Origin of the sequence: Acidipropionibacterium timonense (assembly GCF_900605005.1) — a bacterium.
GTDB lineage: Bacteria > Actinomycetota > Actinomycetes > Propionibacteriales > Propionibacteriaceae > Cutibacterium > Cutibacterium timonense.
Window position 1 is genome coordinate 85,841 of sequence record NZ_LR027558.1, and the last position, 24,778, is coordinate 110,618.

19 protein-coding genes, 1 tRNA gene and 1 pseudogene are annotated in these 24,778 nt (G+C 71.2%); 13 read left to right on the forward strand and 8 right to left on the reverse strand.

Features of this window, described 5'->3' with window-relative positions; genetic code table 11:
* The first annotated feature begins 52 nt into the window (after positions 1 to 52).
* The 4 genes from E0E30_RS00390 (at position 53) to E0E30_RS00405 (ending at position 4,887) form a co-directional block, all read left to right on the forward strand.
* Positions 53 to 1,120, forward strand: a complete 1,068-nt coding sequence (locus E0E30_RS00390; RefSeq protein ID WP_130866643.1) for a thiamine pyrophosphate-dependent enzyme — start codon at positions 53 to 55, stop codon at positions 1,118 to 1,120.
* Complete coding sequence (locus tag E0E30_RS00395) at positions 1,117 to 2,085, forward strand: alpha-ketoacid dehydrogenase subunit beta (protein ID WP_130864606.1); 969 nt, start codon at positions 1,117 to 1,119, stop codon at positions 2,083 to 2,085. Before E0E30_RS00390 ends, E0E30_RS00395 begins: the two co-directional genes overlap by 4 nt.
* Before the next feature lie 27 nt (positions 2,086 to 2,112).
* Positions 2,113 to 3,561: a dihydrolipoamide acetyltransferase family protein gene (locus E0E30_RS00400; RefSeq protein ID WP_210115839.1), complete on the forward strand. Its 1,449-nt coding sequence runs from the start codon at positions 2,113 to 2,115 to the stop codon at positions 3,559 to 3,561.
* Between the two features lie 249 nt (positions 3,562 to 3,810).
* On the forward strand, positions 3,811 to 4,887 hold the full coding sequence (locus E0E30_RS00405; RefSeq protein ID WP_130864608.1) for a glycoside hydrolase family 76 protein: 1,077 nt from the start codon (positions 3,811 to 3,813) through the stop codon (positions 4,885 to 4,887).
* 24 nt (positions 4,888 to 4,911) lie between these two features.
* Here the strand turns inward: E0E30_RS00405 and alr are convergent, their stop codons facing one another.
* Both alr and E0E30_RS00415 read right to left on the reverse strand, forming a co-directional pair.
* Positions 4,912 to 6,111, reverse strand: coding sequence for an alanine racemase (alr, locus tag E0E30_RS00410; protein WP_130864609.1), 1,200 nt, complete (start codon positions 6,109 to 6,111; stop codon positions 4,912 to 4,914).
* A gap of 162 nt (positions 6,112 to 6,273) precedes the next feature.
* On the reverse strand, positions 6,274 to 6,951 hold the full coding sequence (locus tag E0E30_RS00415; RefSeq protein WP_130864610.1) for an EcsC family protein: 678 nt from the start codon (positions 6,949 to 6,951) through the stop codon (positions 6,274 to 6,276).
* A 149-nt stretch (positions 6,952 to 7,100) separates the two neighbouring features.
* Here E0E30_RS00415 and aat point away from each other — a divergent pair, with 149 nt between their 5' ends.
* From aat to E0E30_RS00435, 4 genes are all read left to right on the forward strand, one after another.
* Positions 7,101 to 7,820: a leucyl/phenylalanyl-tRNA--protein transferase gene (aat, locus tag E0E30_RS00420; protein WP_130864611.1), complete on the forward strand. Its 720-nt coding sequence runs from the start codon at positions 7,101 to 7,103 to the stop codon at positions 7,818 to 7,820.
* A gap of 627 nt (positions 7,821 to 8,447) precedes the next feature.
* Positions 8,448 to 9,380 carry a prephenate dehydratase gene (gene pheA, locus E0E30_RS00425; protein WP_130864612.1) on the forward strand — a complete coding sequence of 311 codons (933 nt, stop codon included), beginning with the start codon at positions 8,448 to 8,450 and terminating at the stop codon, positions 9,378 to 9,380.
* Positions 9,381 to 9,461: 81 nt separating this feature from the next.
* Positions 9,462 to 10,736, forward strand: coding sequence for a serine--tRNA ligase (serS, locus tag E0E30_RS00430; RefSeq protein WP_130864613.1), 1,275 nt, complete (start codon positions 9,462 to 9,464; stop codon positions 10,734 to 10,736).
* 12 nt (positions 10,737 to 10,748) lie between these two features.
* Positions 10,749 to 12,086 carry a DUF4921 family protein gene (locus tag E0E30_RS00435; RefSeq protein ID WP_130864614.1) on the forward strand — a complete coding sequence of 446 codons (1,338 nt, stop codon included), beginning with the start codon at positions 10,749 to 10,751 and terminating at the stop codon, positions 12,084 to 12,086.
* A 76-nt stretch (positions 12,087 to 12,162) separates the two neighbouring features.
* Here E0E30_RS00435 and E0E30_RS00440 read toward each other — a convergent pair whose 3' ends face one another.
* Positions 12,163 to 12,945 (reverse strand): HAD family hydrolase, encoded by a 783-nt coding sequence (locus E0E30_RS00440; RefSeq protein WP_130864615.1) that lies wholly within the window; start codon positions 12,943 to 12,945, stop codon positions 12,163 to 12,165.
* A 59-nt stretch (positions 12,946 to 13,004) separates the two neighbouring features.
* Positions 13,005 to 13,562 carry a WhiB family transcriptional regulator gene (locus E0E30_RS00445; RefSeq protein WP_130864616.1) on the reverse strand — a complete coding sequence of 186 codons (558 nt, stop codon included), beginning with the start codon at positions 13,560 to 13,562 and terminating at the stop codon, positions 13,005 to 13,007.
* A 359-nt stretch (positions 13,563 to 13,921) separates the two neighbouring features.
* On the opposite strand from E0E30_RS00445, the gene E0E30_RS00450 reads away from it, so the two are divergent.
* Entirely contained in the window at positions 13,922 to 16,063 is a 2,142-nt protein-coding gene (locus tag E0E30_RS00450) for a cation:proton antiporter domain-containing protein (RefSeq protein WP_130866644.1), read from the forward strand.
* Here E0E30_RS00450 and E0E30_RS00455 read toward each other — a convergent pair.
* Positions 15,968 to 17,005 (reverse strand): annotated as a pseudogene (locus E0E30_RS00455) (MFS transporter); the annotation flags it as partial. The gene E0E30_RS00450 and the pseudogene E0E30_RS00455 overlap by 96 nt on opposite strands.
* 201 nt (positions 17,006 to 17,206) lie before the next feature.
* Entirely contained in the window at positions 17,207 to 18,640 is a 1,434-nt protein-coding gene (argG, locus tag E0E30_RS00460; protein ID WP_210115737.1) for an argininosuccinate synthase, read from the reverse strand.
* Positions 18,641 to 18,893: 253 nt separating this feature from the next.
* Here argG and E0E30_RS00465 point away from each other — a divergent pair, with 253 nt between their 5' ends.
* Positions 18,894 to 19,784 (forward strand): DUF559 domain-containing protein, encoded by an 891-nt coding sequence (locus tag E0E30_RS00465; protein ID WP_130864618.1) that lies wholly within the window; start codon positions 18,894 to 18,896, stop codon positions 19,782 to 19,784.
* An 81-nt stretch (positions 19,785 to 19,865) separates the two neighbouring features.
* Here the strand turns inward: E0E30_RS00465 and E0E30_RS00470 are convergent, their stop codons facing one another.
* The gene (locus tag E0E30_RS00470) at positions 19,866 to 20,867 is read right to left on the reverse strand and encodes an NAD(P)H-quinone oxidoreductase (protein WP_130864619.1); all 1,002 of its coding nucleotides are present in this window, start codon (positions 20,865 to 20,867) and stop codon (positions 19,866 to 19,868) included.
* Positions 20,868 to 20,950: 83 nt separating this feature from the next.
* Here E0E30_RS00470 and E0E30_RS00475 point away from each other — a divergent pair.
* The 3 genes from E0E30_RS00475 (at position 20,951) to galK (ending at position 22,769) form a co-directional block, all read left to right on the forward strand.
* Positions 20,951 to 21,033, forward strand: a tRNA-Ser gene (locus E0E30_RS00475).
* A 33-nt stretch (positions 21,034 to 21,066) separates the two neighbouring features.
* Positions 21,067 to 21,543, forward strand: coding sequence for a hypothetical protein (locus E0E30_RS00480; RefSeq protein ID WP_130864620.1), 477 nt, complete (start codon positions 21,067 to 21,069; stop codon positions 21,541 to 21,543).
* Entirely contained in the window at positions 21,540 to 22,769 is a 1,230-nt protein-coding gene (gene galK, locus E0E30_RS00485) for a galactokinase (RefSeq protein WP_130866645.1), read from the forward strand. The genes E0E30_RS00480 and galK overlap by 4 nt, the downstream gene beginning before the upstream one ends.
* Positions 22,770 to 22,811: 42 nt before the next feature.
* Here the strand turns inward: galK and E0E30_RS00490 are convergent, their stop codons facing one another.
* On the reverse strand, positions 22,812 to 24,644 hold the full coding sequence (locus E0E30_RS00490; protein WP_130864621.1) for an LCP family glycopolymer transferase: 1,833 nt from the start codon (positions 24,642 to 24,644) through the stop codon (positions 22,812 to 22,814).
* Positions 24,645 to 24,778 lie beyond the last annotated feature (134 nt).

Here is a 24,778-nt window from a genome sequence, read left to right on the forward strand (position 1 = left end):
GTTCCTCACCCCGCCCCGCCGACGGCATCCCGTCGAGGTCCCCGACCCCGACATGGTGCAGATCCTCGCCCCTGACGGCACCCGCACCGACCGCGACGACCTCCCCCTCGACCTGTCCGACGAGCAGCTCGTCGACGCCCTCGAGCGGCTCGTCATGGCTCGCCGACTCGACCTCGAGGGGACGAACCTCCAGCGTCACGGGGAGCTCAGCCTGTGGCCGCCGGCCAAGGGTCAGGAGGCCACCCAGGTGGGTGCCTGGCTGGCCGTCGGGCCACAGGACCAGATCTTCCCGACCTACCGGGAGCAGGCACTCGGGCACTGGATGGGGGTGAGCCTCGAGGACGTCATCGGTGGCTGGCGCGGCACCGCGCACTGCCCCTGGGACACCGTGGCGACGCGCTTCTCGGCCTATCCGGTGCTCATCGGCTCGGGCACCCTGCACGCCGTCGGGTACGCCATGGGCATCCAGCGTGACGCCGCCGCCGACCCCGAGCTGCACGCCGCCGTCCTGTGCTTCCACGGCGACGGGGCCATGAGCGAGGGTGACACCAACGAGTCCTATGTCTTCGCCTCGTCGATGAACGCCCCGGTCGTCTTCTGCGCCGTCAACAACCAGTGGGCCATCTCCGAGCCGACGAAGGTGCAGTCACCGACCTCCCTCTACCGGCGGGCGTTGGGGTTCGGCATCCCGGCCGTCCAGGTGGACGGCAACGACATCCTGGCCATGGCCGCTGTGCTGCGGGTGACTCTCGAACGGGCCCGGCGGGGCGAGGGACCGACGTTCATCGAGGCCTGGACCTACCGTCGCGGAGCGCACACGACCACAGATGACCCCACTCGCTACCGCACCGCGGAAACCGACGCAACCTGGGAGGCCCTCGACCCCATCGCCCGACTCGAGACGTACCTGCGCTCGCGTGGGCTGATCGACGACGCCTGGCTGGCCGACCTGCAGGAGCGAGCCGATGAGTTCGGTGCCCGGGTGCGGGCCGCGGCCCAGCAACCCGACCCGGACCTCGTCGAGCTCCTCGACGACGTCTACGTCGACCCCACCCCCGAGGTGCTGGCCGACCAACGTGAACTCGCGGCCTGGCGAGCCGCCGGAGAGGAGCAGGCATGACCACCACCCTGGCCAAGGCCATCAACAGCGGCCTGCGGGACGCCCTCGCCGAGGATCCGAAGGTCCTCGTCATGGGGGAGGACGTCGGTACCCTGGGCGGCGTCTTCCGGATCACCGACGGGCTCAAGAAGGAGTTCGGTGGCGACCGCGTCATCGACACCCCGTTGGCCGAGTCCGGCATCGTCGGCACCGCGATCGGGCTGGCCATGCGCGGCTACCGGCCCGTCGTCGAGATCCAGTTCGACGGGTTCGTCGCCCCGGCCTTCGACCAGATCGTCTCGCAGCTGGCCCGGTACCGTGCCCGGGTCGGGGGGCAGTGGTCGCTGCCGGTGACGATCCGGATGCCCTTCGGTGGCGGGGTCGGATCGCCCGAGCACCACTCCGAGTCGCCGGAGGGGTTCTTCGCCGGGGTACCCGGGCTCAAGGTCGTCTCCTGCGCCACCCCGGACGACGCCTACTGGCTGCTGCGTCAGGCCATCGCCAGCCCCGATCCGGTCATCTACTTCGAGCCCAAGCGGCGCTACTACGTCAAGGGCGAGGTGTCGTCGACGGCGTCCTTGCGGATGGGGCAGGCGAGGATCGCCCGGCCCGGCACCGACCTCACCCTCATCGCCTACGGGCCCATGGTCGACACCTGCCTGGCGGCGGCCGAGGTGGCGGCGTCCGAGGGGCGCGAGCTCGAGGTCGTCGACCTGCGCAGCCTGCAGCCGCTCGACATGGCGACGGTCGAGGAATCGGTGCGCCGGACGACGCGCGCGGTGGTCGTCCACGAGGCCCCGCGGGCCCTGGGGCTGGGCTCCGAGGTCGCCGCCCGGCTGGGCGAGTCGCTCTACTACGTCATGGAGGCCCCGGTGCTGCGCGTCACGGGGTGGACGACGCCCTACCCGCCGTCGCGGGTCGAGTCCGAGCACATCCCCGACGTCGACCGCGTCCTCGACGCCGTCGACCGCTCGCTGGCCTACTGACAGGAGACAGTCGTGAAGAACTACACCATGCCCGACCCGGGCGAGGGACTCACCGAGGCCGAGGTCGTCTCCTGGCGAGTCGCCGTGGGCGACACCGTGGCCATCAACGACGTCCTGTGCGAGGTCGAGACGGCCAAGTCGATCGTCGAGCTGCCCAGCCCCTACGCCGGGACGGTCACCGCCCTCGTCGCGGCCGAGGGACAGACGGTCCCGGTCGGTGCGCCGCTGGTGACCATCGACGACGGGAGCGAACCCGAGAAGGCCGCCGAGGAACTGCTCGTCGGGCACATCCCGGCCGCCGAGAGTGGACGGCGTCGGCGCCGACGGGGGTCGGCGGGGGCCGCGCAGACCCCGGCCGTCGTGGTCGAGAGCCCGCCGGAACCAGCGACCCACGCGGAGCGTGTTGCTGAGCCACCTCGCGCGGAGCGCGTCGCTGAGCCACCTCGCGCGGAGCGCGTCGCTGAGCCACCTCGCGCCGAGCGCCCCGTCCCCCCGCGCATGGACGCCACCGAGGGCCCCGCCCACGTCCTGGCGAAGCCGCCGGCACGCCGGCTGGCCGCCGAGCTCGGTGTCGACCTCGCCACCGTCACCGGGACCGGCCGCGACGGAGTCGTCACCCGCACCGACGTCAAGGCTGCTGCATCCCGCACGGTGGCCTCGCCGCCCGCAGTTCCCGCAGCGGGGGCTGCCGCTGGAGTGGGTGGCGAGTTCGCAGTCGGGCAGTCGGTGGTCTCCCGGCTCATGCTGGGAGGTGCCCCGACCGGTCCGGGGGAGCGCCGCACGCCGATCCAGGGGGTGCGCAAGGTCACCGCCAAGGCGGTCAAGGAGTCCATCGACACCAAGGCCCTCGTCACCTCGTTCCTCACCTGCGACGTCACCGCGACGATGGACTTCGTCTCCCGGATGCGCCAGGACAAGGCCTTCAAGGGGCTGCACATCTCGCCGCTCACGGTGTGGTGCAAGGCGGTCACCCTGGCGATGCGTCGGACCCCGGTCATCAACGCCAGCTGGGACGACGCGACCGGCGAGATCGTCCACCACGAGCAGGTCAACCTCGGCATCGCCGCCGCCACCCCACGCGGACTCATGGTGCCGGTGCTGCGGGGCGCCCAGGAGATGACCCTCGTCGAGTTGGCGACCGAACTCACCCGACTCATCGCCGTCGCCAAGGAGGGGGCGCTCCAGCCGGCCGACTACAGCGGAGGCACCTTCTCCATCACCAACGTCGGGGTCTTCGGGCTCGACGCGGGCACCCCGGTCGTCAACCGGCAGGAGTCGGCCATTCTCGTCCTCGGAGCCATCTCGCGGCGGCCCTGGGTTGTCGGCGAGGGCGAGGAGGAACGGGTCGTCCCGCGGTGGGTCACGACGATGAGCCTGGGATTCGACCATCGGCTCATCGACGGCGAGCAGGGGTCGGTCTTCCTGCGCGATGTCGCCCAGATCCTCTCGGATCCCTCCTCGGCGCTCCTGTACTGAGTCACGCACCGGTCCCGATGGCCCCCGGCAGGGGCGTCGGGGCCGGGCTGCGCCAGCGACTGTCAGGAAATCACCCTGAGCGGCGAAATGCTCCCCTCCAGGGGAGGAATCGCTCGCTCCGGGGAATTTCCTGACAGGGTCCCCGGGAGCCCCTCCGGGGGGCTGTGCTCCGGGCCCTCGCCCGCGGGCCCGGCCACGCCGGTCCGCCGCCGGCCGCTCCCTGCGGCGACGCGCCGATAGGGTGTGCCCGTGACCGACCCCACCAGTGATCCCGCGGTCTGGGCCGATCGGGCCCGCCTGGCCCACGACGCGCTCCTGTCCTTCTTCCGACTCGACCGGATGCTCCTGCGCGAGGCCGTCCCGCGGCGCCGCCAGGACCTCAACCGCTACTCCTACGAGTGGCCGCACTCCCAGGCGACCCAGGCAGCCACCGACATGGCCTGCGCCGGGATCGGGCCGGCCGACGTCCACGACCGCGGCCAGGAGTCCTACTGGAACCCGGTCATCGGCGCCTACATGTCGCTGCCCCGGCCACCCCACGCCTTCGGCGGCCACGTCTACCTCGACGACAACGCGTGGATGGGGCTGGTCCACGTCCAGCGGGTGCTCGCCGGGATCGGCGCGCGCAAGGATCTGGTCCGCGCCAGGGCGATCCACCGGTTCATCCGCCGTGGGCGCGACACCGACCCCGACCACCCGGCCCCCGGCGGCGTCTTCTGGACGACCTCGGCCTCCAATCGTGACCGCAACACCGTCTCGGCCCTGCCCCCCGCCCAGCTCGCCCTGCGTCTGCATGAGCTCACCGGGAAGGCCACCTACCTCGAGGACGCCCTGCCGCTCTACGACTGGGCGCGCTCGTCGATGCTCGCGCCGGAGGGGCTGTACTGGGACCACATCGACCTGGCCGGCACCATCGACACCACCTGGTGGACGTACAACCAGGGTGTGGCCATCGGGGTCGAGGCGCTGGCCTGGCGGGCGACCGGCTGGACGGTGCACCGGCGTCGACTCGACGAGACCATCGAGGCCTCCCTCACCCACTTCCGCCCCGAGGAGCCCGGCGGGCCCTTCGACGGTCAACCGTTGTTCTTCGACGCGATCTACCTCAAGAACCTCCTGCTGGCCTCGACGATCGTCCCCGACGACCGGGCGGCCCGGATCACGCGCAGCTATGCCGAACGGATGTGGCGGACACGCTGCGACCCGGTGACCGGCATCTACCGGCGTCCGCACATCGACCACACCGAGTTGCTCGAGCAGGCCGGGATGGTGCAGTTGTGCGCGGTCCTGGCCCAGGATCCGCGCGGCTGGGCGACGCTGTACTGACCCCTTGGGTTCAGGCCCCTGTCCTCATCCCTCGAGGTGCCCCCATCCCTCGCGGCCTCGATCCGCCCTCGACCCCTCGACCCCGTTGACCCAGACCCGGTCGACCCGCGCCGACAGGTCGCAGGTGATCTCGTAGCTGATCGTCCCGAGGACCTCGGCCATCTCGTCGGCGTCGTAGGAGACGTCCCCCTGACGTCCCAGGAGAACGACCTCCTCGCCCACCGCGACGGTGGCGTCGGGGCCGACGTCGACCATGATCTGGTCCATGCACACCCGCCCGACGACCGGGCAGCGTCGCCCCTGGACGAGTACGGTCCCGCGGTTCGACAGGGCGCGCGAGTAGCCGTCGGCATAGCCCACCGGCACCGTGACGATCTGGGTGCGACGCGGGGCGGTCCACGTGCGGCCGTAGCCCACCGAGTCGCCGGGCTCGACGGTCTTGACGAAGCTCACCCAGCTGCGCCACGTGAGCGCCGGACGCAGATCGGCCCGGTGCGCCTCGGGATCGGGGTCGTAGCCGTAGGCGACGATGCCGGCGCGCACCATCGTCGTCGTCCCCAGGTCGTGGCCGAGGATGGCCCCGGAGTTGGCCAGGTGCACCTGGGGCACCGGTCCGCGCAGCGCGACGACGTCGTCCACCGCCGCCAGGAAGCGCCCGATCTGGGCCCGGGTGAAGTCGACGCCGGTGGGCACGTCGGAGACCGGGAGGTGGGTGAAGATTCCCTCGAGCTCGAGGTGCGGTGCGGCGTCGACGGCCCGGGCCATCTCGGCCAGCCGGTCGGGACCCAGCCCGATCCGTCCCATCCCGGTGTCCACGCCGATGTGCACGCGGACGGGGCCGGCAGCACGGGTGGGGTCGGCGGTGCGCGCGGCGCTGGTCTCGGTGGCGGCGACGTCGGCCAGATCGGTGACGGTGAGCCTCATGCCCGAGGCGGTCGCGGCGTCGAGGTCGCGCGGCAGCGGCGGCGAGAGCTTGAGGATCGGGAGCCCGACGCCGGCGTCGAGGAGTTTCTGCCCCTCCGAGACGTTGGCCACGGCGAGCCAGTCCGCGGCTCCGGTGCGCTCGACCTCCAGGGCGATGGGGACGGCCCCGTGCCCGTAGCCGTCGGCCTTGATGGCCAGCATGACGAGGCGATCGCCGGCTCGCTCCCGCACCTGCGCCAGATTGTGGACGATGGCCGACAGATCGACGACGGCCTGGGTGGGGGAGGGGCACCACGACATGGGCGTCATTGTCGCACCGCACGTGCGGGGGTGGGGCGGGGGTCCACGCCCGATCAGCCCGGTCCGGCTCGTCTCGAGGGCCTCGCCCGCGGACGACCGTGACCTGCCCGATGAGCCCGGGCGCGGTGCGGGGCGCGTGTCGTGCCTCGTGCGGGGCGGGGATCAGCGGGGGCGTCGGGTGGGGAACTGGCGACGCGCGTACCGGCCCACCTGCCAGGTCGTGTACCCGTCGGTTCCGGCCCCGATGCCGCCGCCGAGCAGGGGGATCCGCTTGGCGACGAGGGTGGGCAGCTTCTTGCCGGCGACCTGCCCCATGAGGAGGTTGACGACCTGCACGGCGACCGTCTTCTCGAGGGCCGGGTCGGCGACGGGGGCGGTGGCGATGCCCATGGGCGAGGTGGGCAGCGTCTTCTTGGCGACGAGGTCGTCCACCTCCTTGCTCGACAGCAGGCAGGCCAGGACGGCGGTGCGCACCCGCTGGTCGTCGAGGTCGTAGCCCCGAAGGTGGGCGATGGCGGCGACCATCCGGACCTGGACGACGGCCACCCCGGTGATGTTGGCCGGGATGGACACGGCCAGGGTCGCCAGACCGCCGAGGTTCGAGACGAATCCCTGGGCGCCGGCGAGGGCGACGTGCTCGGTGGCGAGGGCATCGATGGCCGCCTCCACCTCGCCGCGGTTGACGAGGGTGCGCTGCGCCGCCTGCCGGGCCCCGGGAAGGGGTCCGACGCCGTCGATGGCCAGCTGCAGGACGGTCCGCAGCATGGAGACAGCCGCCCCGGGGGCCATGGCCGGGGCCTGGGTCATGAGCGACTTGCCGATGGTGCTGCCGATTCCCATGGTTCCTCCGATCCGCGGCGCCCGCCGGAACCGGGGGCGTCCGTGGTCCAGAGTAACGGGGGTCCGTGCCGGGGCGGCCCGGGACGTCGTCGGGTCCGGGGGAACTCGGGGCACCGAGGGCGTGTCAGCAGCCGTGTCAGACTGTCGGGGTGAACACCGCGGAACTGTTCGGCGACCCCGACCAGTGGCCTGACGACGACCTCGTCGCGGTGACGGGCGTGCTCGGACCCCATCTGGTGCTCGCCGCCCTGCACGAGGGCGTCTTTCCCATGCCCCTGGGACGCGACGTCCCGCGGGCCCTGCGTGGAGGAACCGGCTGGTGGTCGCCGGTGCGACGCGGAGTGCTGCCGATCGACCGGTTGCGGGTGGCCCGCAGTCTGCGCAAGACCTGCCGCAGGTACACGACGACGGTCGACCAGTGTTTCGACGAGGTCGTGTCGTGCTGCGGTGACCCGGGCAGGCCGGGCGGGTGGATCGACGGGTCGATCCGGGCCACGTACGGCGGACTGCATCGGGACGGATGGGCCCACTCGGTGGAGACCTGGGACGACGACGGCCGGCTCGTGGGCGGGTTGTACGGGGTGTGCGTCGGCGGGTTGTTCAGCGGGGAGTCGATGTTCCACGACGCCGAGCACGGTCGCGACGCCTCGAAGACGGCGCTCATGAGGCTCGTCCTCGAGATGTCCACGGTGCGTCCGGCGCTCGTCGACGTCCAATGGCTGACGCCGCACCTGGCCAGCCTCGGAGCCGTCGAGATCTCCCGGCAGGAGTACCTGGGGCGCTTGGACGAGCTCGTGACCGCGTCGACGCCGAGTTGGCGTCCGCGGACGATGTCGGGCGCGCAGCTGCTGGCGGCCCTGGAGCGCTGAGGGCGCGCCGTGGGAGCGGGCGTCTCGGCGTCCGCCGGGCGGGCGCATCGGGCGCGTCCGTGCGGGCTGTGGGCCGGGGCTGACCGGGCTCGGGCCCCACGAGCGTCGTGGCGCCGTTCCATCTGCCCGAGGGCCGCTCGTCGTTGATCGTCACCGCGATCACCCGGCTGTCATCACCTCGCTCCGGAGAGTGCGGGTGAACCTGGCCCGCCCCTGGCCGGAACCGTCCTCGCAGCAGTCGGCCTCGAAGAGGCCGCCCATCCCGGCCGCACCTGGCGCCGGAACCTGCACTCTGCTCCCAAACCGGTCGTCAGCTCCGGCCCGAACGTCACCAAGCGCCAGAATCTGCACCCTGCTCCGGAAATACAGGGCGCGGAGTGCAGGTTCTGGCGCTTCGTCGAGGGTGGGTGACGACATCTGGCGCAGGGTGACGTCGGAGGCGCTAGGTGCAGGTTCCGGAGCACAGTGACGGCCGGTGATGGGGAGGACGCCAGGTGCAGCTCCCGGACCCCAGCGACCGCCGGCGGTGACCGGCGAGCACGGCCGACCCGATGCCCGGGCGCGTCACCGTCGACGCCGGTCGGCAGCCTCGTCCGCCCGTCCCGCCCACCGGCTAGTCTGACCGCCATGTACGGATACTTCGGGCCCGCGGGGACCTTCACCCACCAGGCCCTGCGCACCGTCGCGGAGCGGTCCGGGCGGGGTCTCGACGCCCGTCCCTACACGACCGTCGCGGGAGCCCTGGCCGCTGCCGGGCGCGGCGAGGTGGAGGCCTCCCTCGTGCCCATCGAGAACTCCGTCGAGGGCGGCGTCGGGGCCACCCTCGACACCCTCGCCGCGGCCGACGGCTTGCGGATCGTCCAGGAGGTCGTCATCCCCGTGCAGTTCGGGCTGTGGGTCCGGCCGGGCACCGCCCTCGACCAGGTGCGCAGCGTCCTCACCCATCCGCACGCCGCCGCCCAGTGCCGCGACTGGCTCGACCACCACCTTCCCACCGGGGCCGACCTCACCCAGTCCGGCTCGACGGCAGGGGCGGCCAGGGAGGTGTCCAACCCCGCCAGCCAGTACGACGCCGCCGTGTGCGCCGAGGTGGCCGGACGCATGTACGGGCTCACCTGCGTCGCCGACCGCATCGCCGACAACCCCGACGCCCGGACCCGGTTCATCCTCGTCTCCCGCCCCGGGCCCATCCCGCCGCGCACCGGCGACGACCGGACGACCGTCGTGGCCTTCCCCCACGTCGACCACCCCGGGGCCCTGCTCGACATCCTCCAGCAGTTCGCCTTCCGCGGCATCAACCTGTCGCGCATCGAATCGCGACCCACCAAGGACCAGCTCGGCAACTACTGCTTCTCCATCGACGCCGTGGGCCACGTCGACGACGAGCGCATGGCCGCCGCCCTCAAGGGTCTGCACCGGGTGTGCCGCGAGGTCGTCTTCCTCGGTTCCTACCCGCATGCGGACGCCTCCGAGCAGCCGGCCGCCACGGTGCCCCAGCGGTCCACCGACGACGCCTACCGTCAGGCCGAGGCTTGGTTCGCCCGGGTCACCGGCCGCTGACCGGCCCCGACGCCGTCCGGCGCGTCCCGCGACGGCCCGACCGGCGTCGTCCCGGGGGTTCGCCTCGGTAGGATCGGCACCATGATCGACCCGAAGCTGCTGCGCACCGACCCCGACTGCATCCGTCGCTCCCAGATCGCCCGTGGGGACGACCCGTCGGTGGTCGACGAGCTCGTCGCGGCCGACGAGGAACGACGTCACGCCATTGCCGCCCACGAGGCAGCCCGTGCCGAGCAGAAGGGTCTGGGCAAGCGGATCGCCAAGGCCCAGGCGGACGAGAAGACCGCCCTGCTGGCCCGCACCAAGGAGTTGTCGAGTGAGGTCGGCCGGCTCAAGGAGGCCGCGGAGGCCGCCGAGGCGCGGTTCATCGAGCTCGACAAGACCCTCGGCAACATCGTCATCGACGGCGTCCCCACCGGTGGGGAGGACGACGGCGTCGTCATCGAGACCATCGGCACCCCGCGCGACTTCGCCGCCGAGGGATTCGAGCCCAAGGACCACCTCGAGATCGGTGAGGCCCTCGGCGCCATCGACATGGAACGCGGCACGAAGATCTCCGGATCGCGGTTCTACGTGCTCACCGGGGTCGGTGCCCAACTCGAGTTCGCCCTGCTCAACCTGGCCATGACGAAGGCCGCCGCCTGGGGCTTCACCCCGATGATCCCGCCGGCCCTCGTCAAGCCCTCGGCCATGGAGGGCACCGGCTTCCTCGGCCAGGCCGCCGAGGACGTCTACTACCTGCCCAAGGACGACCAGTACCTCGTCGGCACCTCCGAGGTGGCCCTGGCGGCCTTCCACTCCGAGGAGATCCTCGACGACGCCGAGCTGCCCAAGCAGTATGTCGCCTTCTCCCCGTGCTATCGGCGCGAGGCCGGCTCCTACGGCAAGGACACCCGCGGCATCTTCCGGGTCCACTGGTTCGACAAGGTCGAGATGTTCGTCTATTGCCTGCCGCAGGACGCCGAGGCGTGGCACGCCAAACTGCTCGGCTTCGAGAAGGAGTTCATCGAGGCCCTCGAGATCCCCTTCGAGGTGCTCGACGTCGCCTCGGGCGACCTGGGACTGTCGGCCGCCCGCAAGTACGACTGCTACGGCTGGCTGCCCACCCAGGGCCGGTACCGCGAGATCACCTCGACCTCGAACTGCACGACCTTCCAGGCGCGTCGGCTGTCCATCCGCCACCGCGGGCCGGACGGCGTCGAGCCCCTGGCCACCCTCAACGGCACCCTGTGCGCCATGACGAGGATCATCATCATGCTGCTGGAGAATCACCAGCAGGCCGACGGGTCGGTGCGGGTGCCGGTGGCGCTGCGTCCCTTCCTCGGTGGACGCGAACTCCTCGAGCCCCGGCACTGAGCGGCCGCGGCGATGAGTGAGGACGTCGACGGCTACTACCGCGAGCTCCCGGACGGCACCATCAAGCAGCGCAACCCCTTCACCGGCACCCAGGTGTGGACGGTGCCGGGTCGGGGGGCGCGTCCGCTGAGCTCGCCGCCGGCGAACCCACGTCCGCTCACCGACGCCGACCGCACGAACTCCTGCGCCTTCTGCGTCGACCGACACCTCCAGACGCCGCCCGAGAAGGCCCGTCTCGTGGCCGACCCCGAGGGGCCACTGTGCGGGCACCGGATGCTCACCCATGTGCCGGCCGGGCAGCTCGACGACACCGTCGCGCAGTTCCGACGCATCCCCAATCTCTTCGAGATCCTGCCGTGGCAGTACTGGCACATCAATCACGGGGCGGCCATGCCGCCGGATGCCCGTGCCTGGCAGGAGGAGTACCTCGCCGATCCGGCCGGCCGGGCCCACGTTCTGGCGGTCCTCGACGCGAAGTTCGCCGCGATGGGGGAGGGACGCCGCGCTGCAGAGCTGTCGTCCGCCGACCTGCGCGAGGCCTCGGCGCCGTTCTTCGCCGGGGGCCATGACGTCGTCGTCGGCCGGCGTCACTACACCGATGACGCGACGACCACCGCGGGGCTGGCCGGATCGGGGACGCTGGGCGTCGAGGAGCACCGGGCGTTCATCGCCCTCACCGTGGCCGCCATGGGCGACCTCTACGCCCAGAACCCGCAGGCCAGGTTCGTCGTCACCTTCCAGAACTGGCTCAAGCCGGCCGGGGCCTCCTTCGACCACCTGCACAAGCAGCTCGTCGCCATCGACGAGCTCGGCACCAACAACCAGACGGTGCTTCCCGAGGCGGTCCTCGACCCGGACCTGTACAACCGGTACGGGCCCGACTTCGCCGTCGACCACGGATTCGTCCTGGCCCGCAACGAGCACGCCGTCGCCACCGTCGGGTTCGGTCACCGGTACCCGTCGATGGAGATCTGGTCGACGAGCGAGCTCGACCAGCCCTGGCGGATGGCCCGCGAGGAGGTCGACGCCGTCGCCGACCTGCTGCACGCCATGCACGTCGCCGTGGGCACCGACGTGCCGTGCAACGAGGAGTGGCACCACCGGCCGCGCGGGGTCGGGGTGCCGTTGCCGTGGCGGATCAACCTCAAGCTGCGCGTCTCGGTGCTCGCCGGGTTCGAGGGCGGCACGAAGATCTACGTCAACACGATCTCCCCGGCCTCGCTGGCCGCCCGGATGCTGCCGGCGCTGTACGAGGCCCGGGATGCCGGGAGGATCGCGCCGATGGACCTCGGTGCCGAGTGCGTCGTGCCCAGGGGGGTCCTGGCGTCGACCCGGGCGACGTTGCGGTAGGGACGGCGCGGGTCGGACAGTGCGCCGGGACGGCGCGGGGCCTACAGTGCGCCGGGACGGCGCGGGCTGACGAGATTCAGAACCACCGCGCCAGTTCGGCTGCCGTCCCACCCTCGGCGAAGGTCCCGGTGACGTCGTCGGCCGCGGCCTTGACCTCCTCGGGCGCGTCGCCGATGGCCACCCCGCGCCCGGCCCACGAGAGCATGTCGGTGTCGTTGTACCCGTCGCCCATGGCCAGGACGTCCCGGGGATCGATGCCGCGATGTCGGCACAGGTCGGCCAGGGCGGAGGCCTTGGTCACCCCGCGCGGGGCGATGTCGAGCCAGGCCGACCACCCGACGAAGTAACTCACCCCCTGCATCCCCAGATGCCTGGCGAGCTCGACGAACTCGTCGGCCGGAGCGTCCGGGTCGCGCACGATGACGCGGGCGGCCGGGCGTGACATGAGTTCGTCGACCGACTCGATCGTCATCCGCCCGTTGAGTTCGCCATCGGGGAAGAGCCGATTGAGCCGGAACCCGGCCCCGACGTCCTCGACCGCCACCAGAGCCCTCGGGTGCAGGTCGAGCACCTGTCGGATGACGGGTGCCGGGTCGAAGGTGACCTGGGAGACGACGGCCAACGGCTGGGTGCGCGCGGTGACGGCGCCGTTGGAGACGACGAGGTCTCCGCTGGGCAGCCCGAGCGCCTCATGCACCGGCGTCGCCCCGAACAGTCCGCGCCCGGTCGCCAGGACGACCGGGACCCCCGCGTCACGGACCCGACCGACGGCGTCACGGACCGGGTCGGGCAGGTGCCCCTCACGGTCGACGAGGGTGCCGTCGATGTCGAGGGCGACGAGGCGGGGAGTGAACGTCATGGTCCCCAGAGTGCCAGTCGATGATGAACGGTGCGTGACCGTCCGGCCACCGTTGGGGGTCAAGCTGCCATCCGGACGGGACGAACGGTCCTGCCGGTCACGGCGCGGAAGGCCTGCAGGAGCTGGTCGATAGTCGGTCGGCAGCTCGCCGCCCTCGGGCGGTCGGACTGGCAGCGCGCGCGGCGCAGGTGCCGCTTCACCGTCGACAGGGAGCACCCGAGGCGCTCGGCGATGAATCCCAGCGGCTGGTCGGGGTGCTCGCGCCGAGCCCGCAGGACGTCGGTGGTGCGCACCCGCGACCCGTGTCCCATGACGCCGACGAGGGCGTCGAGATCCTCGGCCTCCACGTGCACCTTGAGCAACGAGCGGATCCGTGACCGCTGGCGGGCTGTCGTCCCGGCGACGAAGCCGTTGACGTCATGGTCGACGACGGCGTTCTCGAGGCAGGCGGCGAACATCGGGCAGGCCAGACAGGTCTCGGTCGCCATGCCGGTCATCCGGCGGTGAGCCAGGTGCTCGTCGGCGGTGACAGGAGTCGCGTCGCCCTCGAGGAAAGGGTGATGAAAGACGTCGACGAGGACCGAACATGCCACGGTGCGGTGGGAAACGGTGGTCACGGTTGTGCCTTTCTCGGTGGGCGTGGGTCCGGTCCGTGATCGGAGGGGGCCGTACCGGCTGTACCTCCTGTCTGACGTGGCACATGGCTGGTCGGTTCCCCCGCCGTGCATCGCGCCAGGAGGCCGTTCCGCAGACCCCGACATGTCGCCGGGACAAGGCACATCACCCCGCTGGCACGAAGCTTCGCTCCCATGTCTAGCTGACGAATGAGACGATCCACAACCTCAAACGGGCCTGTTTACCCAGATGTCACCAAAGGGTCGTGAATATCTTGTGTGCCACCCCCCGTGCGGGGGTCATGGCCTTCGATCCCGTCGGTCGGCTCGGTTAGTCTGGCGCGGTGAATCCAGGTACCTACTTGGCCTTCGTCGTCGCCCTGGCGGTCGGCGCCCAGTGGCTCGGATGGCGGCTCAAGCTGCCATCCCTGCTGTTCCTGCTCGTCATCGGCTTCGCGCTGGGACAGTGGGTGACGCCCGACGAGGTGTTCGGACGCAGCCTGCTCTTCGCCGGAGTCAACCTCTCGGTGGCGATCATCCTCTTCGAGGGGGCGCTGTCGCTGAAGTTCCGCGAGGTGCGTGACCTCGGGCGTCCCATCGTCCGATTGTGCACGGTCACGGTGGTCGTCGCCTGGGCCCTCATCACCCTCACCGCGGCCCTACTGGGCTTCGACATCCGGGTCGCCCTGCTCGTCGGGGCGATCCTCGTCGTCACCGGCCCGACCGTCATCAACCCCATCCTGCGGCAGGTCCGTCCGACCCGGCGCGTCTCGGCCCTCTTGCGCTGGGAGGGCATCGTCGTCGACCCCATCGGAGCGATCCTCGCGCTCCTCGTCTTCCAGGGCGTGACGAGCATCGGTGGCAACACCATCGGCCACGGACTCGTCCTGCTGGGGTGGACGGTCGTCGTCGCCCTGGCCTTCGCCATCCCCATCGGCCTGGTGCTGTCGATGATGCTGCGGCGCCAGCTCATCCCCGACTTCCTCCAAGGAGTCATCTTCGTCGCCGTGGCCTGCGCCGTCGTCGTGGGAGCCAATCTCGTCCAGGCCGAGTCCGGGCTGCTCGCCGTGACGGTGCTCGGGATCTTCCTGGCCAACCAACGGCTCGACCTCGACCAGGTGCGTGAGTTCAAGGAACATCTCCAGGTGCTCCTCGTCGGTGCGCTCTTCATCATGCTGGCCGGGCGCGTGACGCCGTCCCAGATCGTCGACATCCTGCCCATCGGGCTGGTCTTCGTCGCCGTCCTCGTCGTCATCGTGCGGCCGGTCTCGGTGCTCGCCGCGCTGCGAGGCACCGAGACGACCCGCCAGGAACGCACCGTCATGTCGTTCATGGCCCCCCGAGGCATCGTCGCCGCCGCCGTGACGTCGATCTTCGCCCTCGAGTTCTCCGACGCCGCCTCGGGCATCACCGAGCAGGCCGCGGCGGTCGCCACCTCCGACCCGAACCGCGCCAAGGCCCTCACCGCGTTCGCCCAGCAGCTCGCCGACCTGTCCGGCCAGGTCGATCGTCTCGTGCCGCTGGTCTTCCTCGTCATCGTGTGCACCGTCGCCCTCTACGGCCTGGGCATCGGGCGTCTGGCCGAGAAACTCGGGCTGGCCAGCACGAGCCCGCGCGGCGTCATGTTCGCCGGGTCTCCGCCGTGGGCCGTCGAGGCCGCCCGGGCCCTCAGCGCCCTCGAGGTGCCCACCCTCATCGTCACCCGACGCAGCTACGACCTCTACACCGCCCGCAAGGCCGGCCTGCGCACCGAGTCGGCCGACTTCCTGTCCGAGTACGCCGTCGAGGAGATGGACCTGGCCGGGATCGCCATGATGATCGCCTGCACCCCCGAGGACGACACCAATTCCATCGCCGCCGTCCAGTACCGGCGCGTCCTCGGGCGGTCCAACGTCTTCCAGGTGCGCCGCTCCGACGAGGGTGATGCCGCCGACACGACGACCGGAACGGTCTCCACCCTCAAGGCCCGCTCGGCCTTCAGCCCCGCGGCCACCCACGGGGAGCTCGACCGGATGTGGCGTGATGGCTGTCGGGTGCGGGCCGTCCAGCTCACCGAGCGGCTCACGTGGGCCGCCTTCAGCGAGCTCACCCGCGGGGCGGTGATGCTCTTCGTCGTGCGACCGGGGTCGACGATCGTCGCGACGAGACACATGAGCGCACCGAAACTGGGCGACGTCATCGTCTACCTGGGCCGTCCGATGGAGAGACCGGCGCTCCCGGCCCCACGTCGGGCGGCGTCGGGGAGCCAGAACGGCCGGGTGATGTCGCAGGAGGCGTTCACCCGGCGGGAGTCACTGAGCACCGCCTCGGCCGAGGAACTCGTCCGTGAGCGGGTCGACGCCGCCCGCTCGGGGACGCGTCCGCCGGCCCATGACGAGGCGGACAACGACCCCCACCCCCGTCGCCAGGACGCCGGCCAGGACGAAACCCCAGGGCCATCCGTGGGAGTCGAGAACGGTGCCCACGCTCGGCGCGGCCAGGGCGATCCCCCCGTTGAGGCATGAGCCCTGCCAGCCGATGACGGTCCCGCGCACCTGGGCAGGGGTGAGGGCGGAGAGCTGGTCGATGCTCGAGGTGAGGGTCGGGGCGCAGAAGAGCCCGCTCACCAGGAGCAGGAGGGCCGCCTGGACGGGGGTGTGGGCCAGGGCGGCGAGGGTCGTCGTCACCCCGAGTGCGACGAGGAGGATCGACGTCGTCGCCCCTCGGGGCAGGGTCCCGTAGATGACACCGCCGACCGCCGAGCCCAGTCCGGAGGCGGCCAGCACCCAGCCGATGGCCTCGGTGTGGCCCATCGCCCGCATGGCGCCGACGGTGGTGAGCTCCAGGCCGCCCAGGCAGAACCCGGCGGCGGCGACGGCGACGAGGATCGCCAGGACGTGGGGACTCACCCAGGAGACCTTGGTCGGCGCGGGATCGGCGGTCGTGGCCTCGGCGGCCGGCTCGTCCTCGGGGGAGGCCGTCGGAGGATCGAGGGCCATGAGGCCCAGGGCGCCGAGAGCGGCCACGACCGAGCATCCGACGATGGTCGGGCGGGTGCCCAGGGATGAGGCCGCGATGATCGCCACCGTCGGCCCGATCATGTAGCAGATCTCGACCGAGACGGCGTCGAGGCTGAGAGCCGCTCGGCGCTGCTCGGCCTCGGTGCGGGCGATGAGCACCTGCCGCGGGACGGTGTACACGGGGTAGTTCCACAGCGAACCGATGCCGGCCAGGACGAGCAGGGGGATGTAGCCCACCCACGGCGCGACGCCGAAGACGGCCAGGAGGATGACGACCGACGGGGCCATGGTGCGACGCAGGCCCTTGCGGTCGATGAGGGAACCACGCCACGGGGAGGAGATCATCGACGCCACGGTGACGACGGTGGTGACGACCCCGGCCAGGCCGTAGGACAGACCGAGGGTCTGGACGACGTGCAGGGTGATGACCATGCCCAGCCCGAACATGGGGATGCGCGTCACGGCCGCCAGGACGAGGGTCGTCCAGACGTCACGGATCGCCAGGACCTCCCGATAGCTGCGCACCCGTCCACTCTAGGGGAGCGGACGGGTGCTGCCGTGCCCGGCCGGACGCCTCTGGCGAGGGCCGGCCCAGGTCGACGTCGAGCGTCGTGTCGAGCGCGTCGGGGACGCGCTCGAGGGGCAGGGTCAGTCGACGCCGAACTCCATCGCCGCGCGGTCGAGGGAGCGCTGGGCGTCGTCGTCCTCATGGCCGGAGGACGCAATGGCCTTCGCCCCGCCGACCGCCAGCGACCCGACGAGGTCGGCCTGGCTGGTGAGGCGTCCCTGCGAGGAGTACAGCTCGAGCTTCTCGCGGGTGTCGGCGATGTCGAGATTGCGCATGGTGAGCTGACCGATGCGGTCGGTCGGCCCGAAGGCCGCCCCCTCCACGCGCTCCATCGACAGCTTCTCGGCGTGGTACGAGAAGTGTGGGCCGACGGTGTCGAGGATCGAGTAGTCCCAGCCGCGGCGCAGCTTGAGGGTGACGGTGCCGGTGATGGCGCTGGCCACCCAGTGCTGCAGCGACTCGCGCACCATGAGGGCCTGCGGATCGAGCCAGCGTCCCTCGTAGAGCATCCGTCCCAGGCGGCGTCCCTCGTTGTGGTAGGTCTCGATCGTCTCCTCGTTGTGGATGGCGTTGACGAGGCGCTCGTAGGCGATGTGCAGCAGGGCCATTCCCGGGGCCTCGTAGATGCCGCGCGACTTCGCCTCGATGATCCGGTTCTCGATCTGGTCGCTCATGCCCAGGCCGTGGCGTCCGCCGATGGCGTTGGCCTCGAGGACCAGAGCGACCTTGTCGTCGTACTCCGTGCCGTTGACCGCGACCGGCAGGCCCTGCTCGAAGGTGACGGAGACCTCCTCGGCGGGGATGTCGACGTCCGGGTCCCAGAACTTCACGCCCATGATCGGCTCGACCGACTCGATGGACACGTGGAGCGACTCGAGGGTCTTGGCCTCATGGGTGGCGCCCCAGATGTTGGCGTCGGTGGAGTAGGCCTTCTCCTTGGAGTCGCGGTAGGGCAGGTCGTGGGCGGTGAGCCAGGCGCTCATCTCGTCCCGGCCACCGAGCTCGGCGACGAAGTCCTCGTCGAGCCAGGGCTTGTAGATCCGCAGTTGCGGGTTGGCCAGCAGTCCGTAGCGGTAGAACCGCTCGATGTCATTGCCCTTGTAGGTCGACCCGTCGCCCCAGATGAAGACGTCGTCCTTGGCCATGGCGCGCACGAGGAGGGTCCCGGTGACGGCGCGGCCGATGGGGGTGGTGTTGAAGTAGGGGCGTCCGGCCGAGCGGACGTTGAAGGCGCCGCAGGCGATGGCGCTCAGACCCTCGTCGACCAGGGCTGCGCGGCAGTCGACGAGCCGGGACAGCTCGGCCCCGTAGGCCAGGGCGCGGCCGGGCACCGAGTCGATGTCGGGCTCGTCGTACTGCCCGATGTTCGCGGTGTACGTGCAGGGGATGGCTCCCTTGGAGCGCATCCAGGCGACCGCGACGGAGGTGTCGAGACCTCCGGAGAAGGCGATGCCGACGCGCTCACCGGCGGGAAGTTGCGTGATGACCTTGGACACGGTCCGATCGTAGCGCATATCTATGCAATGCGAGAAATGACTATGCGGGGCGGGGTGGGGTTGGAGGGCGCATGGGTGGGGTGAGGGTGGAGATTTGACCTGGAGAGGCCGTCCGGGACGTGAAACCGTCCTTTCGGGGGCTTCCATGTCAGATCTCCACCCTCACCGAGCTGCCTGCGGCATGCACGTCATCCACAGGCCTCTGCTCGGGGCCGTCCACAGGTTCGCGATTGCGTGCCGGATGTCCGGCGACGCCCCGATAACTGTGGGCATGAGAGCACTCGAACGGATCATGCAGGTGGAACGAGGCGTGGCGAGGATCCCGGCGCGCGGGGCCCTGGCCAATCAAGCGACGTCGGCAGCGCGCGAGGGCTCGCTGGTGCGGGTCTTCCCCCGTGTCGTCATGGCGGCGCCGTTGCGTGACGACCCGGTGTCGATGATGCGCGCCGTGCTCCTGTGGCGACCCGATGCCGTCTTCCTCGGGCGGGCGGCGCTCAAGGTCCTCGGCCGGGAGGTGGAGGTGAGGGACGTCGAGTTCGCCGTCCCGGTGGCCGCCCGCGCGGCGTCGCACCTTCGCCCGCGGCGGTGGAGCGTGCCCGGGGCCATCGTCGTCGGCGACGAGGTGCGCTGCACCAGCCCCGCCGCGACTGCCGTCATGCTCGCGGCGTCGGGGGACTGGGGGCCGGTGTGCGACCTCCTGCGCGAGGAGGTGGTTCACCCCGGTGAGGCGAAGGAGGCGCGCCGGGTTCTGGGTCGCATCCTCCCGTCCGCGACCCTCGACCGTGTCCTGCTCGAGATCTCGGGCCGGCCATGGTCGGTCGCCGAGCTGTGGCTGCACCGTGCGCTGAGGCTGGCGGGTGTCACGGGGTGGGACGCCAACGTCGAGGTCGACTGCGCCGGGCGGCGGTGCGTTCCCGACCTGCGGTTCGTCGTGGAACGGGTGGCGGTCGAGGTGGAGGGACACCGCTACCACGGCAGCGTGCGGCAGTTCGAGGACTCCGCCCGCCGACAGGCGGCCCTCGAGGCCGGCGGCTGGCATGTCATCAGAGTGACCGCGACCATGGTGCGCGACGACCCGCAGGCGGTGGTCGCCCTGCTCGACCGAAAACTCCAGCGGAAGCATCGGTCGACCCGACCGGTGCCGGGGTGGGTGGACATCTGACGTGAAAGCCCCTGAAACGACGATTTCACGTCTCGAAGACGGCTTCGGCGTCAGAAATCCACCCTGGGCCGCCCCGGCCCGTCACAGGGTCAGCGCGATCTTCCCCAGCACCTCGCCGGAGGCCAACCGACGATGGGCGTCGGCGGCGTCGGTGAGGGCGAACACCTCGACCGGGGCCGGTTTGATCCGCCCGTCGGCGTACATCGGCCAGGCGACCTCCTCGACCCGGCGGCAGATCTGCGCCTTCTCGGCCAAGGGCCGGAACCGCAGGCTCGTGGCCGTGATCCACGCCCGCTTGTTGAGCAGCTTGTCGATGCGCAGTTCACCCTTGACGCCGCCCTGCATCCCGATGACGACGAGCCGCCCGCCGACCGCCAGCGCGTCGACGTTGGGGCCGAGGTACTTGGCGCCCATGATGTCGAGGATGACGTCGGCCCCACGACCCTCGGTGGCCTCCTTCACCCCCGCCAGCCAGTCCTCGTGGTAGTCGAGCGCGACGTCGGCCCCGAGCCCCCGGCAGAACTCCAACTTCTCCGCGCTCCCCGCGGTCGTCATGACCCGGCATCCCAGGGCCTTCGCGTACTGGATGGCGAACTGCCCGATACCGCCCGCCCCGCCGTGGACGAGGAGGGTCTGGCCGGCCTCCAGCCACACGTGGTCCATGTTCGAGATGACGGTCGCCGCCACCTCGACGAGGGTCGAGGCGACGACCTCGTCGATCCCCTCCGGACGGTGCAGCAGCTGGCCGACCGGCACGACGACCTGCTCGGCGTATCCGCCCCCCGCCAGGAGGGCGACGACCTCGTCGCCGACCGACCACCCGGTCACGCCCGACCCGAGCTCGCTGATGGTGCCGGTGACCTCCAGACCCATGACCTCCGAGACCCCCGCCGGCGGCGGGTACAGGCCCTGACGCTGCAGCAGGTCGGCCCGGTTCATCCCGACCGCCCGCACGGCGACGAGCACCTCGTCGGGGCCCGGCGTGGGGGTGGGAACCTCGGTCCACTCCATGTTCTCGGGGCCGGGGCGATGGCGGCCCTTGGCGTCGGTCTGCTCGGTCGGCCGGACGGTGATCGCGTACATGGTCCCAGCCTGCCACAGCGGGCATCGGCGCCGGTGCGAGGCGGCTGTGGCTAGGATTGGTCCGACCCCGAGCAGTCGGGGCTGGCGAGATCGCATAGTGGACGAGTGCAGCCGCCTTGAAAGCGGCCGAGGGCAACCTCCGTGGGTTCGAATCCCACTCTCGCCGCGCCAGTTCCACCGACGGTAACGGGAGGTTGCCATGGCGGAGATCACCCTGCCCGACGGGACCCATCGGCACGTCCTCAAGCCGGAACCTCCGGTCCGCGGGTTCATCCTCGCCGGGGCGACGAGCCTGGTCGCCGCCGTGCTCCTCGTCGCGGCCATCGCCGGGCACTGGGGCATCGGTTGGATCGTCCTCTTCGCGCTCCTGCTGGCCCTGGGGCTCGCCCTCGCCGGGGCCGTGACGTGGTCCCTGGTGCACATGCGCCTCATGGTCGACCTCACCGCGGACGGCTACCACATCCACGGTGCCGGGCAGAACCGCTCGGGCACCTGGGACTCGGTGACGAAGGCCGCCCTCACCGAGACGAGGTCGCGGCTGACCCTGTACCACGGCCAGGTCGGCCGGACCCACATCGTCCGTCCCGGGGTCGGCGACCCGGCCGAGATGGACGCCCTCGCCGCCGACGTCGCCAAGCACCTGGACGCCTCCCGCGGCTACACCCAGCACCTCTGACCACCACCGAGACCGGAGTCATCGTGGACAACGACACCACCCCCGCCGCCTGGACCCGCACCGAGGGCGCCGAGCGCGCCACCGACCTCTTCCGTCGTACCTGGGACGCCGCACCCGACGGCGTCTGGGCCTCCCCGGGTCGGGTCAACATCATCGGCGAGCACACCGACTACAACGGCGGCCTGTGCCTGCCGATCGCCCTGCCGCACTGCACCTACGTGGCCCTGCGACGCCGCGAGGACGACGTCGTGCGGATCGTCTCGGCCTTCGACCAGAGCGTCGTCGACTGGGAGGGGACCGTCGAGCAGATCGTCCCCCGGGCCCTCAAGGGGTGGCCGACGTACACCGCCGGGGTCGCCTGGGGCCTGGCCGACGCCGGCCTGCGCCCCACCGGGTTCGACGCCGCCCTGGTGAGCTGCGTGCCGTTGGGGGCCGGTCTGTCGTCCTCGGCCGCCGTCGAGTGCGCCATGGTCCTGGCCCTCGACGAGGTCAACGGGTTCGGCCTGGGTGGGGACGACGAGGGCCGGGCCAAGCTCGTCGACATCGCGGTCCACGTCGAGAACGACATGGCCGGGGCTCCGACCGGGGGCATGGACCAGGCGGCCTCGCTGCGGACCACCGAGGGCCACGCCCTCCTCCTCGACTGTCTCGACGGGTCGACCCGCCAGGTGCCCTTCGACCTGGCCGACGCCGGGTTGGAGCTGCTCGTCATCGACACCCGTGCCAAGCACGCCCTCGTCGACGGGCAGTACGCCGCTCGGCGTGAGTCCTGTGAGCAGGCCGCGACGATGCTCGGGGTCGACACGCTGCGCCAGTTCGACGACCTGGGGTGGGCCTTGGCCAACCTGCCGGACGACACCATGGTCGCCCGGGTGCGTCACGTCGTCACCGAGATCGCCCGGGTGCAGGAGTTCGTCGCCCTCGTCGACGAGGGTCGCATCCTCGAGGTCGGCCCGCTCATGGACGCCTCCCACGACTCCCTGCGTGACGACTACGAGGTGAGCTGCGTCGAGCTCGACACCGCCGTCGACGCCGCGCGCGCCGCCGGGGCCCTGGGTGCCCGGATGACCGGCGGCGGGTTCGGCGGGTGCGCCATCGCCCTGGTGCGCGAGGCGGACGCCGACGCCGTGCGGGCCGCGGTGCGTCAGGCCTTCGCCGGCCGGGGATTCACCGAGCCCATCGTCCACGTCGTCACGCCGGCGGCCCCGGGGGCCAGGGTCAGCTGACCGAGGCGCGGCGTCCGTACCGCTCCCGGTCGCACCGGTCTCCTACTTCTGGGGGTTGTAGGCGCACTCGTCGGTGATCGACTGGCTCTGCTTCGTCGGGGTCGGCGAGGCGCTCGTCGACGCCTTCGCGGTCGCACTGGCCCTGGCGGTGGCCGACGGCGTCGAACTGGCCGACGGGGTCGTCGACACCTTCACCGCGGAGGCCCCGGTGACCGGCTTGTTCTTGTTGTCGGCGTCGGACGCCTCGGCGATGGCCTGCGCCACCTGCTTGCGCATGAGCGCGTAGTCGGGGGCGTAGGGCTTGAAGCCGTTCTTGCCGATGGTGAAGAGCAGCCGGTTGAGGTTGGCGTTGCGCATCCGGATGGCCAGATCGACGAAGGCCGGCAGCATGCCCTGGGGGATGTCCGAGACGACCATCTGGCCGCTGGCGTCGGCGATGGACTCGAAGCGGGTGAGGACGACCTGCGGGCTGGCCTGGTCGAGGACGGCCTTCATGAGGCAGGACTGGCGGCCCATCCGGTCGTAGTCGGTGGTGGCCGAGCGGCTTCGGGCGTACCACATGGCCCGGTACCCGTCGAGGTGCTGGCTGGCGCCGATCTCGATGTAGCCGGTGGGGGCCTTGCCCTCGGTGTTGCCGGCGATGGGGATGCGCTCGTTGACGTTGACGGTGACCCCGCCGAGGGCGTCGACGAGCCGCTGGAGTCCGTCGATGTCGATCATGACGAAGTAGTCGAGCTTGAGGCCGAGGGCCTCCCCGACGGCGAGCTTGAGGGCGTCGGCGCCGGGGTAGTCGGTGGCCCCCATGGCGTCCTTGTGCTCGCTCTCGACGGTCGACCAGATGGCGTTCGCCCAGGACGCCGAGTCGTCGCCGTGGCCGTTGGTGAACCCGTTGGGATAGATCTGGTGCAGCTTGGAGTCCGCCGGGAAGGGCATCGCGGCGGTGTTCCGAGGGATCTGGATGATCGTCGTGTCGGCGGTCTGGGTGTCGATGGACGCGACCATGATGGTGTCGGTGTTCATCTCACCCTTCGATCGATAATTCCGGCTGTTGGAATCATCGGCGCCGACGAGCAGGACGTTGACGCGCTTCTTGGAGGCCCAGATCTCCTGGACGCTCCTGCTCGTGTCGATGTCCGGTCGGGTTCCCGACAGTGAGTTCCTGAAGATCTTGTCGAGCAGTGCCGACTCGTCGTGGGCATAGCGTGCCCCGACAGCCATGGGGGTGGCGATGCCCAGGGACAGGGCCCCGACGAGCAGGGCGCTCAGCCAGCGCTGGCCCGTCGTGAGCACCCTCGGGCGCAGATCGAGGTTGGTGACGACGAGCAGCCCGACGAGGATGACGGCCAGCGTCGGGAGCGCCCAGATGAGAGCGGTGAGCATCGTCGGGCGGACGACGACGGAGGCCACCAGGGAGGTGTCCGACAGCGCCATGACGATAAGGACGACGAGCGCGGCGGCGGTGAGGCCGACGAGCACCCAGCCTGCGATGCGCCGGCCCCTCGAGGCGCTGCGGGACAGGCCGAGGCCGGGGACGAGGGCGCCGAGGAAGGTCCACAGGAGGGAGCGACGGAAGGCTCGGTCGCGCTGGTGGTCGGTGGTCCCGGAGGTCGGTGCGGAGGTCATGGCTGCCGAGGAGGGGTCGGCGACGCCGTCGCGGGCGGTGCGGGTGGACGGTGGGGTGGTCTTGTCGGGGGTGTGGTGCCCGGTGTGCGGGTCAGGGTCCTCGGAGGCGCCCCGGCGCGGTCTGGCGGTCGGCTCGGCGTCGAGTCGGGGGATGACGCGGGTGTCCTCGGCGGCCTCGGGCTCGGACAACCACCACGGTTCGGCGGCGTGCCGGGGATGGTCGTGGCCATCCAGGTGGCTGTCGTCTGCCATCGTCGTCCCTCTCCGTGCCGGGCCGTCCGGCGTCCGCCTCGGGTGCGTCCTGACGCCGTCGACGCGGGAACCGACCCGCGTGAACCTCGGCCCATGGTAACCACCACCCGGAAACCTCGGCTTGGTTCCGGCCA